Annotated in this window: 14 protein-coding genes; all 14 read left to right on the plus strand. The window is 71.1% G+C overall.

What is annotated here, in order from left to right:
• Position 1: 1 nt before the first annotated feature.
• The 14 genes from ISP_RS23905 to ISP_RS23970 all read left to right on the plus strand — a co-directional run bounded on the left by ISP_RS23905 (position 2) and on the right by ISP_RS23970 (position 16,141).
• Complete coding sequence (locus ISP_RS23905) at positions 2–1,918, plus strand: molybdopterin oxidoreductase family protein (RefSeq protein WP_013226416.1); 1,917 nt, start codon at positions 2–4, stop codon at positions 1,916–1,918.
• A 1-nt stretch (position 1,919) separates the two neighbouring features.
• Positions 1,920–3,665 (plus strand): NAD(P)H-dependent oxidoreductase subunit E, encoded by a 1,746-nt coding sequence (locus tag ISP_RS23910; RefSeq protein WP_013226417.1) that lies wholly within the window; start codon positions 1,920–1,922, stop codon positions 3,663–3,665.
• A complete protein-coding gene (locus ISP_RS23915) occupies positions 3,662–4,519 on the plus strand; it encodes a 2Fe-2S iron-sulfur cluster-binding protein (RefSeq protein WP_013226418.1) in 858 nt (285 codons plus the stop codon). The genes ISP_RS23910 and ISP_RS23915 overlap by 4 nt, the downstream gene beginning before the upstream one ends.
• A 139-nt stretch (positions 4,520–4,658) precedes the next feature.
• Positions 4,659–5,471, plus strand: a complete 813-nt coding sequence (locus tag ISP_RS23920; protein ID WP_176742090.1) for a hydroxypyruvate isomerase family protein — start codon at positions 4,659–4,661, stop codon at positions 5,469–5,471.
• Positions 5,468–6,355, plus strand: a complete 888-nt coding sequence (locus ISP_RS23925; RefSeq protein ID WP_013226420.1) for a 2-hydroxy-3-oxopropionate reductase — start codon at positions 5,468–5,470, stop codon at positions 6,353–6,355. The genes ISP_RS23920 and ISP_RS23925 overlap by 4 nt, the downstream gene beginning before the upstream one ends.
• Before the next feature lies 1 nt (position 6,356).
• Positions 6,357–8,045, plus strand: coding sequence for a glyoxylate carboligase (gene gcl / locus ISP_RS23930; RefSeq protein ID WP_071831469.1), 1,689 nt, complete (start codon positions 6,357–6,359; stop codon positions 8,043–8,045).
• A gap of 193 nt (positions 8,046–8,238) precedes the next feature.
• Positions 8,239–9,108: an FAD binding domain-containing protein gene (locus ISP_RS23935; RefSeq protein ID WP_013226422.1), complete on the plus strand. Its 870-nt coding sequence runs from the start codon at positions 8,239–8,241 to the stop codon at positions 9,106–9,108.
• Positions 9,099–9,569: a (2Fe-2S)-binding protein gene (locus ISP_RS23940; protein WP_013226423.1), complete on the plus strand. Its 471-nt coding sequence runs from the start codon at positions 9,099–9,101 to the stop codon at positions 9,567–9,569. The genes ISP_RS23935 and ISP_RS23940 overlap by 10 nt, the downstream gene beginning before the upstream one ends.
• Positions 9,566–11,857 carry a xanthine dehydrogenase subunit D gene (pucD, locus tag ISP_RS23945; protein WP_013226424.1) on the plus strand — a complete coding sequence of 764 codons (2,292 nt, stop codon included), beginning with the start codon at positions 9,566–9,568 and terminating at the stop codon, positions 11,855–11,857. The genes ISP_RS23940 and pucD overlap by 4 nt, the downstream gene beginning before the upstream one ends.
• Position 11,858: 1 nt before the next feature.
• On the plus strand, positions 11,859–12,341 hold the full coding sequence (locus ISP_RS23950; protein ID WP_013226425.1) for a nucleoside deaminase: 483 nt from the start codon (positions 11,859–11,861) through the stop codon (positions 12,339–12,341).
• Between the two features lie 124 nt (positions 12,342–12,465).
• Positions 12,466–13,911, plus strand: coding sequence for an NCS2 family permease (locus ISP_RS23955; protein ID WP_013226426.1), 1,446 nt, complete (start codon positions 12,466–12,468; stop codon positions 13,909–13,911).
• Between the two features lie 9 nt (positions 13,912–13,920).
• Entirely contained in the window at positions 13,921–14,298 is a 378-nt protein-coding gene (locus tag ISP_RS23960; RefSeq protein WP_013226427.1) for an allophanate hydrolase-related protein, read from the plus strand.
• A complete protein-coding gene (locus ISP_RS23965) occupies positions 14,295–15,392 on the plus strand; it encodes a glycerate kinase (protein WP_013226428.1) in 1,098 nt (365 codons plus the stop codon). Before ISP_RS23960 ends, ISP_RS23965 begins: the two co-directional genes overlap by 4 nt.
• A gap of 53 nt (positions 15,393–15,445) precedes the next feature.
• Positions 15,446–16,141, plus strand: a complete 696-nt coding sequence (locus ISP_RS23970) for a TetR/AcrR family transcriptional regulator (protein WP_013226429.1) — start codon at positions 15,446–15,448, stop codon at positions 16,139–16,141.
• Positions 16,142–16,426: the final 285 nt, after the last annotated feature.

Below are 16,426 nucleotides of genomic sequence, written 5' to 3' on the forward strand. Positions count from 1 at the left end.
CGTGAAGCGCAGGAACACCGAGCCGTACGTCCGGCTCACCCGGCCCCTCGTGCGCGATTCCGGCGTGCTGCGGCCGGCCACCTGGGAAGAGGCCCTCGACCGGGCCGCGGCCGGGATCCGCCGCACCCTGACCGGAAAGGGGCCCGAGGCGTTCGGGATGTTCTCGTGCGCCCGCGCCACCAACGAGATGAACTTCGTCGCCCAGAAGTTCACCCGCGCGGTGATCGGCACGAACAACGTCGACTCGTGCAACCGCACCTGCCACGCGCCGAGCGTCGCCGGCCTGGCGAGGGTGTTCGGCAGCGGCGGCGGCACGTCCTCCTACCAGGAGATCGAAGACGCCGACGTCATCGTGATCTGGGGCGGCAACCCCCGCGAAGCGCACCCGATCTTCTTCCACCACGTGCTCAAGGCCGTCCACGAGGGAGCGAAGCTCTTCGTGGTCGACCCGCGCCGGACCAGCACGGGGAGCTGGGCGCACCGGCAGCTGCAGCTCGAGGTCGGCACCGACATCCCGTTGGCGCACGCCATCGCGCGGGAGATCATCCACTCCGGACTGGCGAACACGACCTTCGTCGAGCGGGCCACCGAGGGGTACGCCGAGTTCGCCGCGTCGGTCGAGCCGTGGACCCTGGAGGTCGCGGAGAAGACCACCGGCGTCCCGGCCGAGCTGATCCGCGAGCTGGCCCACACCTACGCCCGCGCCGACCGCGCCCAGCTGTCCTGGACCCTCGGCATCACCGAGCAGCACAACGGCACCGACAACGTGCTGTCGCTGATCAACCTGGCGCTGCTGGCCGGGCAGGTCGGCCGCTACGGCGCCGGGTTGAACCCGCTGCGCGGGCAGAACAACGTCCAGGGCGGCGACATGGGGGCCATCCCGGACCGGCTCCCCGGCTTCCAGGACGTCCTCGACGCCGGCGTCCGCGCGAAGTTCGACACCGCGTGGGGCTCGGCGATTCCCCCGCACCACGGCCTCAACCTCACCCAGATGCTCGACGCGATGGAACGCGGCGACCTGACCTGCGTGTACATCATCGGCGAGAACCCCGTGCAGTCCGAAGCGGACTGCGAGCACACGATCAAGCGGCTGGCCAACGTCGACCACCTGATCGTCCAGGACATCTTCCTCACCAAGACCGCCCAGCTGGCCGACGTCGTGCTGCCGGCGACGGCGGCCTGGTGCGAGAGCGACGGCACCTTCACCAACTCCGAGCGGCGGGTCCAGCGCGTCCGCAAGGCCCTCGAACCGCCCGAAGGCGCACGGGACGACATCGAGCTGCTGTCGGAGCTGGCCCGCCGGCTCGGCCACGACTGGCACTACACCGGCGGCGAGGAGGTCTGGGACGAGCTGCGGTCGTTGTCGCCGATGCACGCCGGGATGTCCTACGCGCGCCTCGAAGAACTCGGCGGCATCCAATGGCCGTGCTACTCCGAGGACACCCTCGAGCCGACGTTCCTGCACGCCCGGCTGTGGGCCGAGGACCCGGCCGAGCGCGGGCGCCCGGCGCCGTTCACGGTCATCGAGCACAGTCCGCCGGTCGACCTGCTCACCGAGGAGTTCCCGATCCGGCTCACCACCGGGCGGCGGCTGGATTCCTACAACACCGGCGTCCAGTCCGCCGGATTCCCCTCCCCGCTGCGGCAGGGCGAGACCCTCGACCTCTGTCCCGAAGACGCACGCGCCCTCGGCGTCGAGCCCGACGAACTGGTCCGGATCTCTTCGCGGCGCGGCGAGATCGTGGCGCCCGTCCGGCTGGACAAGGGGCTGAAGCCCGGGCTGGCGTTCATGACCTTCCACTTCCCGGACGAGGTCGACGTCAACGTCATCACCATCGAAGCCACCTGCCCGATCGCCGGGACCGCGGAGTACAAAGCCGCGGCCATCCGCGTCGACAAGCTCCCGGCCGAGGTCTGAAATGGACCTCAAACTGCTGGACGCCGTCGCGTCGCACGAAGAACGGGAGGCGGTCGCCGGGTTCGCCGGTGGCGGCCGTGACCAGCTGCTCCCCGCCCTGCACGCGGTCAACGACCGGGTCGGCTGGATCAGCCAGGGCGCGCTGAACCTCATCTGCGAGACGCTGCACGTGCCGCCCGCGGACGCGTACGGCGTCGCGAGCTTCTACTCGCTGTTCGCCCTGGATGAGCGCCCGGAGCGGGTGGTGCACGTGTGCACCGACCTGGCCTGCCGGATCACCGGCGCGGAGACGGTGTGCGACGTCCTCACCGAGCACGTCGGCGCCGCGGGGAAGGCGCGCGGCGGGGTCACGTGGCTGCGCAGCCCGTGCCTCGGCGTCTGCGAACGGGCCCCCGCGGCGCTGACGTTCCAGGCCGGCGACCCGGCGACGACCGAGCTGCTCGCGCCGGCGACCGGCGCGTCGGCCGTGCTCGCCGCGGGCCGGGCACCGGCGGCCGCCGAGGGCGCACCGCCGGTGATCCACCAAAAGGAAGGATTGCGGCTGCTGCGCCGGGTCGGCGTCGTCGATCCGTCCAGTTTGGACGACTACCGGGCCACCGGCGGCTATGCGGCATTGCGCAACGCCCTCCGCATGGGTCAGGCCGCGGTGATCCGCGAGGTCACCGACGCCGGGCTGCTCGGCCGTGGCGGGGCCGCGTTCCCGACCGGGCGCAAGTGGGCGGCCACGGCCGCGCAACCCGCGGGGCCGCACTACCTGGTGTGCAACGCCGACGAGAGCGAACCCGGCACGTTCAAGGACCGGGTGCTGCTCGAAGGCGACCCCTTCGCCCTGGTGGAGGCGATGACGATCGCCGCGTTCGCGATCGGCGCCCGCCAGGGGTACGTCTACCTGCGCGGGGAGTACCCGCGGGCGCTGCGGCTGCTGCGGAACGCGCTGGACGTCGGCCGCGAGCGCGGGTTTCTCGGCGTGGACGTCATGGGGCACGCGGGTTTCTCGTTCGACATCGAGATCCGGCGCGGCGCGGGAGCCTACATCTGCGGCGAGGAGACCGCGATCTTCAACTCGATCGAGGGCTTCCGCGGCGAGCCCCGCACGAAGCCGCCGTTCCCGGTCGAACAGGGGCTGTTCGGCAAGCCGACCGTGGTGAACAACGTCGAGACGCTGGTCAACGTGCCACTGATCCTCACCGAGGGCGCGGCCGCGTACCGTTCGATCGGGACCGAAGCCTCGGCCGGGCCGAAGCTGTTCTGCCTGTCCGGCAACGTCGAACGGCCGGGCGTCTACGAAGTGCCGTTCGGGGCGACGCTGCGCGAGCTGCTCGCTCTGGCCGGGGGAGTGCCCGAGGGCCGCTCGCTGCGGGCGGTGCTGCTGGGCGGCGCGGCCGGCGGGTTCGTCCGGCCGGACGAGCTGGACCTGCCGCTCACGTTCGAGGACGCAAGGGCGGCGAAGACGACCCTCGGCTCGGGTGTCGTGCTGGTGCTGGACGACCTCGCCGACCTGGGCGGGTTCCTGCTGCGGATCGCGGAGTTCTTCCGCGACGAGTCGTGCGGGCAGTGCGTCCCGTGCCGGATCGGGACCGTGCGCCAGGAGGAGGCGATCCGGCGCGTCCTCGCGGCCGGTTCGGAGGAGCAACCGCTGCTGCGGGAAGTGGGCGGGGTCATGCGGGACTCGTCGATCTGCGGCCTCGGCCAGACCGCCTGGAACGCCATCGAATCCGCCATCGACCGGTTGGGAGCGCTGCAGTGACCACTGTGGACATCGGAATCCCTCGCAGGCTGGTCGAGTTCACTGTGGACGGTGAGACGATCCGGGTCCCCGAAGGCTCGACGATCCTCGACGCGTGCACGGCGGCCGGCAAGGACATCCCGACGCTCTGCTACGGCGACACCCTCGAACCGGCGAACGCCTGCCGCGTCTGCATGGTCGAAGTCGAGGGCTCACGGACGCTGGTGCCGTCGTGCTCGCGCAAGGTCGAGCCGGGCATGGTGGTGCACACCGATTCGGAGCGGACCCGGACCAGCCGCAAGGTGGTGCTGGAACTCCTGGCGTCGGCCACGGACCTGTCGACCACTCCGGGCGTCGCGGAGTGGATGGCGGAAACCGGCGCCGATCCGGGTCGCTTCGGTCCGGACGCGGCGACGGTCGCCCAGCCGGTCCTGGTGGACAACGAGCTTTACGTCCGGGATTACGGGAAGTGCATCCTCTGCTACAAGTGCGTCGACGCGTGCGGCGAGCAGTGGCAGAACTCGTTCGCGATCACCGTGGCCGGCCGCGGCTTCGACGCCCGGATCTCGACGGAGTTCTCGAGCCCGCTGCCGGACAGCGCGTGCGTCTACTGCGGCAACTGCGTCGAGGTCTGCCCGACCGGGGCGCTGAGTTTCAAGCGCGAGTGCGACAAGCGCGAAGACGGCACCTGGGACGAGTCCCGCCAGACGGCCACCACCACGATCTGCACGTTTTGCGGGGTCGGCTGCGCCCTGACGCTGCACGTCCAGGACAACGAGATCGTGAAGGTGACGTCCCCGCACGAGAGCTCGGTGACGCACGGGAACCTCTGCATCAAGGGCCGCTTCGGCTGGCAGCACGTCCAGAACCGGTAGCGGCACCCTGTTCGCGCGAAGGCGCCGTGACTCGAGGAGTCGCGGCGCCTTCGTCGTCCGGGCGTTGACCGCGACGCAGCGCACCAGCTATTCTCGATATGCGAAAGAAAGATTCCGCAAAGTGAAATTCGAGGTCGCGATGCCTGAAGAGGGGCACTCCCTGCCGTACGTCGCCAACCTGTCGATCCTGTTCAAGGAGGTCCCGCTCCTCGACCGCGCGGCCGCCGCGCGGGACGCCGGGTTCACCGACGTCGAGTACTGGTGGCCGTTCGGCTCCGCCGTGCCCGCCCGCGAAGACGTGGACGCGTTCGTCGACAGCCTCGACGGGGTCCGGCTGCGCGGGCTGAACTTCTACGCCGGCGACATGGCGGCGGGGGAGCGGGGCCTGGTCTCGTGGATCGGCCGGGAAACCGAGTTCGCCGACAGCCTGGTCGTCGCCCTGGGCATCGCCGAACGCACCGGGTGCCGCAGCTTCAACGCGCTCTACGGCAACCGGCTCGACGGCGAAGACCCGGCCAAACAGGACGACCTGGCCCGGGTGCACCTGGACAAGGCCGCCGACGCCGCCGCGCGGATCGGCGCGCAGCTGGTCCTCGAGCCCCTCTCCGGGGCGGACCGCTATCCGCTCAAGACCGCCGCGGACGCCGTGGCCGTGCTCGACGACCTCGGGCGCGAAAACGTGCGGCTGCTGGCCGACCTCTACCACCTGGCAGTCAACGGAGACGACCTGGACGCCCTGGTCACGGTGCACACACCGCGGATCGGGCACGTGCAGATCGCCGACGCACCCGGCCGCCACCAGCCCGGCACCGGCGAGCTGGACATCGACGGGTACCTCGCGAAGCTCCAGAACGCGGGCTACACCGGGTTCGTCGGGATCGAATACGTCCCGGAACCCGACACCGTCACGTCGCTGGGCTGGCTGCCGAAGACCCGAAGGGGAAGAGCATGAAACTGGGATTCATCGGACTGGGCGTGATGGGTGCGCCGATGGCCGCGCACCTGGTCGCGGCGGGCCACGACGTCAGCGGCTACGACGTCACCCCGGCCGCGGGGGAGAAGCTCGCGGCCGCGGGCGGACGTGCCGCGACCGGCGTCGCCGACGCGGTGGCGGGCGCGGACGTCGTGATCACGATGCTGCCGAACCACCCGCACGTCGAGGAGGTGGTGCTGGCCGCCGGTGGCGTCCTCGAAACCGCCGAGCCCGGCGCGCTCCTGATCGACATGAGCACCATCCGGCCGGAGACGTCGATCGCGATCGCGGAAGCCGCGCGGGACAAGAAGATCCGCGTGCTCGACGCGCCGGTGTCGGGCGGGCAGGCCGGGGCCGAGCAGGCGTCGCTGTCCATCATGGTCGGTGGTCGCGAAGAGGACTTCGAGGCCGCCAAGCCGGTGCTCGAAGCCGTCGGCAAGACCGTCGTGCACGTCGGGCCGCACGGCGCCGGTCAGGTGGTGAAGGCGGCCAACCAGCTGGTCGTGGGCGGGATCTACGGTCTCGTGGCGGAGGCGATCGTGCTGCTCGAAGCGTCCGGTGTGGACGCTGCCACGGGCCTCGACGTGCTGGCCGGCGGCCTCGCCGGCAGCCGGATCCTCGAGCTCAAGCGGCAGTCCATGGTGGACCGCCGGTTCGCGCCCGGCTTCCGGATCGACCTGCACCACAAGGACATGGGGATCGCGCTGGCCGCCGCCCGGCAGGCCGACGTCGCGCTCCCGCTCACCGGGCTGGTCGCCCAGCTCGTCGCCGCCGGCCGCGCCATGGGGTACGGCTCCCTGGACCATTCGGCCTTGCTCAAGGTCGTCGAACAGTTGTCGGGCCGCGTCCCGGCGGAGGTGTGACATGCCCAGAATCCCCGCGATGCAGGCGGTCGTCGACGTCCTGGAAAGCGAAGGCGTCGACACCGTCTTCGGCTGCCCCGGCGCCGCGATCCTCCCGCTGTATAACGCCCTACAAGGCCGGGCGATCGAGCACCTGATCGTCCGGCACGAAGAGGGCGCGACGCACATGGCCGACGGCTGGGCGAGGACGAACGGCAACGTCGGCGTCGCCATCGGCACGTCCGGTCCGGCCGGCACGAACATGATCACCGGGCTCTACACCGCGCACGCGGACTCGATCCCGATGATCTGCATCACCGGCCAGGCGGCAACCACCAAGCTGCACCAGGAGGCCTTCCAGGCCGTCGACATCGTCGAGATCGCCAAGCCGGTGACGAAGTGGGCGGTGCAGGTCAAGGAGGCCGCCCAGCTGCCGTGGATCTTCCGCGAGGCGTTCCGGATCGCCCGCTCGGGCCGGCCCGGCCCGGTGCTCATCGACCTGCCCATCGACGTCCAGAAGCAGGACATCGAGTGGGACTCCTCGATCGACTCGCCGCTGCCGGTGACCCGGGTGACCCCGGCACCCGCGCGGGTCGAGCGGGCCCTCGAGATGCTCCTCCAAGCCGAACGCCCGCTGATCCTGGCCGGTGGCGGGGTCGTCCTCGGCGAGGCGAGCGAGCAGCTGCGCGCCGCCGCCGAGCGGCTCGACGTCCCGGTGCAGGTCACGCTGATGGGCAAGGGCAGCTTCCCCGAGGACCACGAGCTGTTCGCCGGGATGGCCGGCATCCAGACGTCCCAGCGCTGGGCGAACGCGGCCTTCCTGGAGGCCGACCTCGTTCTCGCGCTGGGTGCGCGGTTCGGCGACCGGCACACCGGCGAGCTGTCGGTCTACCGCGGCGACCGGAAGTTCATCCACGTCGACATCGAGCCGACCCAGCTCGGCAAAGTGTTCGGCCCCGACCTCGGGATCGTCTCGGACACGCGTGAATTCCTCGACGCACTGCTGGCGGCCCTGGACGCCCGCGAGGTGGCGCCGCGCCGGGACTGGGTCGCCCGGATCGCGGAGCTCAAGCAGGCGCTGCCCCGGCGCGACGACTTCGACAGCCTGCCGATCAAGGCGCCGCGGGTGTTCAAGGAGATCAACGAAACCTTCGGCGAAGACACCTACTTCGTCACCGCGATCGGGCTCTACCAGATCTGGTCGGGCCAGTTCCAGCAGGTGCACAAGCCGCGGCACTACCAGGTGTGCGGCCAGGCCGGCCCGCTCGGCTGGGAGATCCCGGCCGCCATCGGGGTCAAGAAGGCGCGTCCCGAAGCCGAGGTCGTCGGCGTGGTCGGGGACTACTCGTTCCAGTTCCTGGTCGAGGAGCTGGCGGTGGCCGCCCAGTACGACGTCGGGTTCGTGCTGATCATGCTCAACAACGAGTACCTCGGGCTCATCCGCCAGGCCGAGACCGGCTACGACATGAACTTCGAGGTCGACATCCACTACGACTCGAACGGCACGGACAACGTCAAGATCATGGAGGCCTACGGCTGCTCCGGCACCCGCGTGCACGAGCCGGGGGAGATCCGCACGTCCCTGGAATGGGCGCGCAAGGAAGCCGAGCGCACCAGCCGCCCGGTGCTGGTCGAGATCATGATCGAACGCGAGGGCAACGCCGCCATGGGCGCCGCCCTCGACGCCGTCAAGGAGTTCGAGCCCGCGTAATCCCCGCGTGACCACGGCCGCCGTACGAGACCTGACCTCGTGCGGCGGCCTTTCCGCGCGCGCACGACGGCGGTTGTCGGAAAGTACAAACGCGAGCCGTAAATTCACCCGTCTTTCAGGGGTTTTGCCGTGGTCGGAGCCACACCCGAGCGTGTGTACTTCTTCACGAAGCAGCCCCGAAAGGACGTCCACAGTGGAATTCCTCCGACCCGCCTCGCTGGCCGACGCGCTCGCCGCGAAGGCCGCGAACCCCGGTGCGGTCCCGATCGCCGGCGGCACGGACGTGATGGTCGAGCTCAACTTCGACCACCGCCGTCCCGACGCCCTGCTCGACCTCGGCCGCGTGCCCGAGCTGCACGAGCACGGCACCGACGGCGGCCGGATCCGGATCGGCGCGGCCGTGCCCTACGCCCGCGTCATCTCCGAACTGGGCACGCAGCTGCCCGGCCTGGCGATGGCCGCGCGGACCGTCGGCTCCCCGCAGATCCGCAACCGCGGCTCGGTGGGCGGCAATCTCGGCGCCGCTTCGCCCGCGGGGGACTCCCACCCGGCCCTCCTGGCTGCCGACGCGGAGGTCGAGATCGCCTCGGTCCGCGGCACGCGGGTCGTCGCGGCGAAGGATTTCTACACCGGCGTCAAGCGGAACGTCCTCGAGCCGGACGAATTGATCACCGGCGTGCTGCTGGCTCCGGCCACCGGGCCGCAGCAGTTCAGCAAGATCGGCACCCGCAACGCGATGGTCATCGCCGTCGCCGCCTTCGGGCTGGCCCTGCATCCGTCGGAAAAGCGGGTCGGCACCGGCATCGGTTCGGCCGCGCCCACCCCACGCCGGGCGCTGGCGGCCGAGGAGTTCCTGGCCGGCGAGCTGGACTGGGACTCGCCCCGGGCGCTGACCGACTCCGTGAAACGCCACTTCGGCGACTTGGTCGCGGCCGCCGCGGCCCCGATCGACGACGTCCGCGGGAGTGCGGCCTACCGCCGCCACGCTCTCGGCGTCATGGCGAGAAGGACGCTGACCTGGGCCTGGGGCGAATACTGCGAAGGGAGCGCGAAGTGCGCGTGAACGTCACCGTCAACGGTGAATCCCGCCGGGCGGACAACGTCTGGGAAGGCGAGAGCCTCCTCTACGTGCTGCGCGAGCGACTCGGCCTCCCCGGCTCGAAGAACGCCTGTGAGCAGGGCGAATGCGGCTCGTGCACGGTCGACCTCGACGGCGTCCCGGCGTGTGCGTGCCTGGTCGCGGCCGGGCAGGCCGAGGGCCGGGAGGTCGTCACGGTCGAAGGGCTGGCCGACGGGGAGGCCCTCGACCCGGTGCAGGAGGCGTTCGTCGACCGCGGCGCGGTCCAGTGCGGCTTCTGCACGCCCGGCCTGCTGGTCGCCGCGCACGACCTGATCGAGCGCGTCCCCGACCCGAGTGATGTCGAGATCCGCGAGGCCCTTGCGGGCAACCTCTGCCGCTGCACCGGCTACGAGAAGATCCTGGACGCTGTGCGCGACGCCGCCGCTAGGAAGGCCGTCCGATGAGCGCCCCGGCCCGCTCCCCGCAGGAGCTGCACGACACGATCGCCGGCGGCATCGGCGAGAGCCCGCTGCGGCCGGACGGCACGCTCAAGGTCCGCGGCGAGTTCGCCTACTCCTCGGACCTGTGGCACGAGGACATGCTGTGGGGCGCCACCCTGCGCAGCCCGCACCCGCACGCCCGGATCGTCCGGCTCGACGTCTCCCGCGCGCTCGCTCAGCCGGGTGTGCACGCGGTGCTGACCCACGAGGACGTCCCCGGTGAGAACGTCTACGGGCTCAAGTTCCAGGACACCCCGGCGCTGGCCGCGGACCTGGTCCGTTACCAGGGCGAACCGATCGCGATCCTGGCCGCCGACCACCCGGAGATCGCGCGGCAGGCACTCAAGGAGATCGTCGTCGAGTACGACGTGCTCGAGCCGATCACCGACCCGGAGCGGGCCGCGCACGACGACACCCTGCCGAAGCTGCACCCGGGCGGCAACCTGGTGCGCCACCAGCGGATCGTCAAGGGCGATCCGGCTGCCACCGCGGACGTGGTCGTGTCCGGCGTGTACGAGATCGGCATGCAGGACCAGGCGTTCCTCGGGCCGGAGTCCGGGCTCGCGGTGCCGGCCGAGGACGGCGGCGTCGACCTCTACCTGGCCACCCAGTGGCTGCACGTCGACCAGCGCCAGACGGCGAAGGCCCTTGGCCTGCCGCTGGAGAAGGTGCGGCTGACGCTGTCCGGCGTCGGCGGGGCGTTCGGCGGCCGCGAGGACCTGTCCATGCAGATCCACTCCTGCATGCTCGCCCTGCGCACCGGCCGCCCGGTGAAGATGAGCTACAACCGCCTGGAGTCGTTCTTCGGGCACGTCCACCGCCACCCGGCGAAGATGTACTACGAGCACGGCGCCACCCGCGACGGCAAGCTCGTCTACGTCCGCGCGAAGCTGTACTTCGACGGCGGCGCGTACGCGTCCAAGACGCCGGTCGTGGTCGGCAACGGCACCACGCTGAGCGTCGGTCCCTACGACGTCCCGAACGCGCACATCGAAGGCTGGGGCGTCTACACCAACAACCCGACCTGCGGCGCGATGCGCGGCCTCGGCGCGGTGCAGCCGACCTACGCCTACGAGTCCCAAATGGACAAACTCGCGGCCGCTTTGGACATGGACCCGGCGGAACTGCGCATCCGCAACGCCCTCAGCGAAGGGTCCACTGTGGTCACCGGCCAGGTGGTCGACTTCCCGGCGCCCGTCGCCGAACTGGTCCAGCGCGTCCGCGACCTGCCGCTGCCGCCCGAGCCCACCGGCGCACGGGACATCCGGGAGCTCCCGGGCGGCGCGTCCAACACCACCCACGGCGAGGGCGTGGTCCGGGGAGTCGGCTACGGGGTGACGATCAAGAACATCTCCTACGCCGAAGGCCTCGACGACTACTCGACGGCCCGGGTCCGCCTGGAGGTGCTCGGCGGCGAGCCGGTGGCGATGGTCCACACCGCCGCCGCCGAGGTCGGGCAGGGGCTGGTGACGCTGCAGCAGCAGATCGCCCGCACCGAGCTGGGCGTGACGCGGGTGAGCGTGCACCCGGCCGACACGAGCGTCGGCGACGCCGGCTCCAGCTCGGCGTCGCGGCAGACCTACGTCACCGGCGGTGCGGTCCGCAACGCCTGCCGCGCGGTCGCCGAGGCGGTCTGCGCCCGGCTCGGCATCGCGTCCGAAGGAATGACCCTCACCGGCGGGAAGGTGGTCGCGGCGGACGGTGAAGTCGTCGCCGACCTGGCCGAACTGCTCGGCGACACGGCGATCGAGGAAACCCGTGAGTTCCACCACCGCCCGACCTACCCGCTCGACCCCGAGACCGGCCAGGGCGACGCCCACGTCCAGTACGGCTTCTCCGCCCACCGCGCGGTGGTCGACGTCGACCTCGAGCTCGGCCTGGTCAAGGTCGTGCAGCTCGACTGCGCCCAGGACGTCGGCAAGGCGATGAACCCCGACGCCGTCGTCGCCCAGATCCAGGGCGGCTCCGCGCAGGGCCTCGGCCTCGCCGTGATGGAGGAGATCCTGGTCCAGGACGGCAAGGTGCGGAACCCGTCGTTCACCGACTACCTCATCCCGACCATCCTCGACATGCCGCCGATGCGCGTCGACGTCCTCGAACGCCCCGACCCGCACGCGCCCTACGGCGTCCGCGGCGTCGGCGAACCACCCACGATCTCCGCGACGCCGGCGATCGCCAACGCCATCCGCGCGGCCACCGGCCTCGAGCTGCTGCGCGTCCCGATCCGCCCCGAACACATCACCGGAGTCTGAGATGACCACGTCCCTTTCTGCCGAGCAGGCCTGGCTGGACGAAGCCGTCCGGATCGCCACGCGCAACGTCGAGAACGGCGGCGGGCCGTTCGGCGCGCTGATCGTCAGGGACGGCAAGATCGTCTCGACCGGCGTCAACCGCGTCACCGCGAACCTCGACCCGACCGCGCACGCCGAAGTCGTCGCGATCCGCGCGGCCTGCCAGGAGCTGGGCACGTTCAAGCTGGACGGCTGTGTGCTCGTCTCCAGCTGCGAGCCGTGCCCGATGTGCCTGTCCTCGGCGCTGTGGGCGCGGGTGGACAAGGTCCTGTTCGCCGCCGACCGCGACGACGCGGCCAAGGCCGGCTTCGACGACCGCGCCTTCTACGAACTCTTCGACCGTCCACGAGAGACGTGGACCGTTCCCGTAACGCGACTGTCCGCAAAGGACGGATTCGCACCGTTCGCGGCCTGGCTCGACAAGAGCGACCGCACCGACTACTGACCTGTCGCTTACTGACCCACAAGGCCAGCTGACCGGAGCACAACCGAATCGAACGTCCCGCTCGCCCAGGCACGGCGCTGTGCCTAGGCCTGGCCGAGCACACCCACCGGCAAGGGCAGGACGCATGACCCAGACCGAGATCGACGCCCCTGTAGTAACCGAAGCACCTCCGCAACGCCGTTCTCTGCTCGAGAAGCTCTTCGAGCTGCGCGCCCGGCAGAGCACGATCGGCCGCGAAGTCCGCGGCGGCGTCACGACGTTCGTCGCGATGGCCTACATCGTGCTGCTCAACCCGCTCATCCTCGGCGCCTCCGCCGACATCACCGGCGCCCGGCTCTCGGCCGCGCAGGTGACCACGGCGACCGCGCTCGCCGCCGCCGTGATGACCGTCCTCATGGGACTCGTCGGCAACGCGCCCCTCGCGCTGGCCGCCGGCCTGGGCATCAACGGCATCGTCGCCTTCCAGATGGCGCCGTCGATGACCTGGCCGCAGGCGTTCGGGCTGGTCGTGCTCGAAGGCGTGTGCATCGTGCTGATGGCCGTCAGCGGCGTCCGCGAGCGGATCATGAACGCCATCCCGCGGCCGCTCAAGACGGCGATCACCGTCGGGATCGGGCTCTACATCGCGCTCGTCGGCCTGGTCAGCGCCGGGTTCGTGACCCGGATGCCGGACGCGGCGCAGACCACGGTCCCGGTCCGCCTCGGGGCGAGCGGGCACCTGCACGGCTGGCCGATCGTCGTGTTCTGCTTCGGTCTGCTGCTGATGATCGTGCTGATGGCCCGCAAGGTCCCGGGCGCGGTGCTGATCAGCATCGGCGTGGCGACGGCGTTCGCGGTCGTGCTGCACGAGGGGTTCGGCGTCGGCGGCTGGGGCCTCACCACCCCGGCGCTGCCGGACCAACTCGTTGCGGCTCCGGACTTCGGGCTCTTCGGCCACATCGACCTGTTCGGCGGCTTCGCCTCGGCGGGGGCGCTGGCGGCCACGGTGTTCCTCTTCACGCTGGTGCTGTCCGGGTTCTTCGACGCCATGGGCACGATCACCAGCGTTTCCGACGAGGCCGGGCTGTCGAAGAACGGCAAGGTCCCGCGGATGGGCCGGATCCTGCTGGTCGACGGCGCGGGTGCGATCGCGGGCGGCGTCACCGGCTCGTCGCCGAACACGGTGTTCCTCGAGTCCGCGGCCGGCGTCGGCGAGGGCGCGCGGACCGGGCTGGCGAGCGTCGTCGCCGGTCTGCTGTTCGCCGGGACGCTGCTGTTCACGCCGCTGGCCGGAGTGGTCCCGGCCCAGGCCGCGGCGCCGGCGCTGGTGGTCATCGGCGGCATGATGGTCGCACAGTGCCGCAACATCCCGTGGCACGACCCGGACTACACGATCCCGGTGTTCTTGACGGCCGCGCTGATCCCGTTCACCTACTCGATCACCAACGGCGTCGGCGCCGGCCTGATCGCGTTCGTGCTGATCAAGATCGGCCGCGGCAAGTGGCGCGAGGCCGGCTGGCTGCTGTCCCTGCTGGCGCTGGTGTTCGCGGTGTACTTCGCCGTCGACGGCGTCGAAGCCCTCTTCCGCTAAGGAGTTCTCGTGGCCCTGATGTTCTTCAACGGCGGCGCCATGCGCGGCGAGCCACTGCACCACCTCCTCGCGGGTTCGCCGTTCGTCACGACGGCGAAGACCGCGCCGAAGTACCGGTTCTACGCGGTCGGGGACCAGTGCCCGGCGCTGTACCCGGTGTCGCACGGCGGCGCGTCGGTCACCGGCGAGGTCTACGACGTCTCCCTGGACGCCTTGCGCGACAAGGTGCTCCCGTCCGAACCCCACGAGCTGGAGCTGGGCGTGGTGGAGCTGGCCGACGGCAGCTCGGCGTTCGCCATGCTGCTGCGGCGGCCGTACACCTCGCACGTGGCCCTGCGGGACATCACCGAGATCGGCGACTGGCGGGCCTTCAAGGCGAGCGCGTGAAGGTCCTGGTCGCGCCGGACAAGTTCAAGGGGTCGCTGACCGCGGCGGAGGTGGCGTCGGCGGTGGCGGCCGGCCTGGCCGACGTCCACCCGGCGGCGGTGGTGGTGCACAAGCTGCCGGTGGCCGACGGCGGCGAGGGCACGATCGACGCGGCTGTCGCCGCCGGGTACGAGCGGGTGCGGGTCCCGGCGCGCGGGCCGACGGGGGCGCCGGTGACGGCGTCCTACGCGATCCGCGGGGACACCGCGGTGGTCGAGCTGGCGGAGGCGTCCGGGCTGCACCTGCTGCCCGGGCCACCGCAACCGCTCACCGCGACCAGCGCGGGAACCGGCGATGTGCTCGCCGCGGCCATCCAGGCCGGCTGCCGCCGGATCGTCCTGGGCATCGGCGGCAGCGCCTGCACGGACGGCGGCGCGGGAATGCTGACCGCACTGGGCGCCCGCCTCCTCGACGACGCCGGTCGCGAGCTCCCGCCGGGCGGCGCGGCCCTTTCCCGGCTCGCGTCGCTGGAGATGCCGCGCCTGTCCGAAGTGGACATCGAGCTGGCGAGCGACGTGGACAATCCGCTGTACGGACCGCACGGGGCAGCCGCGGTCTACGGCCCGCAGAAGGGCGCGTCCCCCGGCGACGTCGCGGCATTGGAGGAGGCGCTCCGGCACTGGGCATCGATCGCGGGGCCGGAGTTCGCATCCCGCCCGGGCGCCGGAGCGGCCGGGGGAGTGGGCTTCGCGGCAATGGCGCTGCTGGGCGCCCGGATGCGGCCCGGCATCGAGCTGCTCCTCGACCTGCTCGGCTTCGACGCGGCCCTGACGGGAGCCACACTGGTGATCACGGGCGAGGGATCACTCGACGACCAGACGTTGTCCGGCAAGGCCCCGGCCGGAGTGGCCCGGGCAGCGGCGGCCAGGGGCGTACCTTGCGTGGCGGTGTCCGGCCGCTGCCGGCTGTCGGCGGTGCAGCTGGCGAACGCGGGAATCTCGGCCGCCTACGCGCTGACCGACCTGGAACCCGACCCGGCGCGCTGCATGGTGGAGGCGGCACCGCTGCTGCGCCGCCTCACCCACCGGGTGGCGATCGACCACTTCTCGCGGTGAGCTCCCCACTCGCCTCGAACAACTGCTACCGAGAATTTGTTACCATCGTAACCATGGCAACAAAGACGGCGGCGGACACCCGAGAGCGCATCCTCGAAGCGGCAGCGGCTCTGCTCGCAGCAGAGGGCCGCGACGGTCTGTCGACCCGGGCGGTCAGCGCGGCGGCGGGCGTCCAGCCACCGGCGCTGTACCGGTTGTTCGGCGACAAGGACGGCCTGCTCGACGCGGTAGCAGCGTACGGCTTCGACGAGTACCTGAAGAGCAAGCGCACAATGGGCTCGACGGACAACCCGGTCGAGGACCTCCGCCGAGGCTGGGACTTGCACATCGAGTTCGGCCTGTCCCGCCCGGAGTTCTACGTGCTGATGTACGGAGACGCCCGCCCGGGCCGCACCTCACCGGCGGCTCGCGAAGCGGAGGCAATGTTGCGAGCGATCGTCGAGCGAGTAGCGGCGGCGGGCCGCCTGAGGGTGAGCGTGGAGCGAGCGGCCAGGCTCACGCACGCGGCGGGGATGGGAGTGGTGCTGACCCAGCTGGCAACACCGGAGGACGAGCGCGACCCCGAGCTATCGGAGACGGCCCGCGAGACGGTATTGGCCCGCATCCTGACCGGCACACCGGAGCCGCAGGGATCAGACCTGCCGGAGCGAGCAATCGCACTACGGGCAGGCCTCGAAGGCGCAACGGCACTCACCAACGCCGAGCGCATCCTGCTGGCAGAGTGGCTGGACCGCATCGCGGACGCGTAGGCAACCCTCGAGCCTGAACCATCCCCCCGCAGCCCAGAAACTTGACCCTCCGGCGAACTCGCCCCCCTCGGAACCCAGGCCCCCCGCAACCCCGATCCGAAGCCAGAACACGGCCGGCAGCGCCGGGTCAAGGCACGCTTTCCCGCCTTGACGCGGTGCTGCCGGCCGTAGTCACAATCAGGCTTCGGGGTTGCGGAGAGCGGCAAGGCGGGGTTGCGGAGAGCGGCAAGGCGGGGTTGCGGAGAGCGGCAAGGCGGGGTTGCGGAGAGCGGCAAGGCGGGGTTG

It is taken from the genome of Amycolatopsis mediterranei (assembly GCF_026017845.1).
In the GTDB taxonomy this organism is placed as follows: Bacteria; Actinomycetota; Actinomycetes; order Mycobacteriales; family Pseudonocardiaceae; genus Amycolatopsis; species Amycolatopsis mediterranei.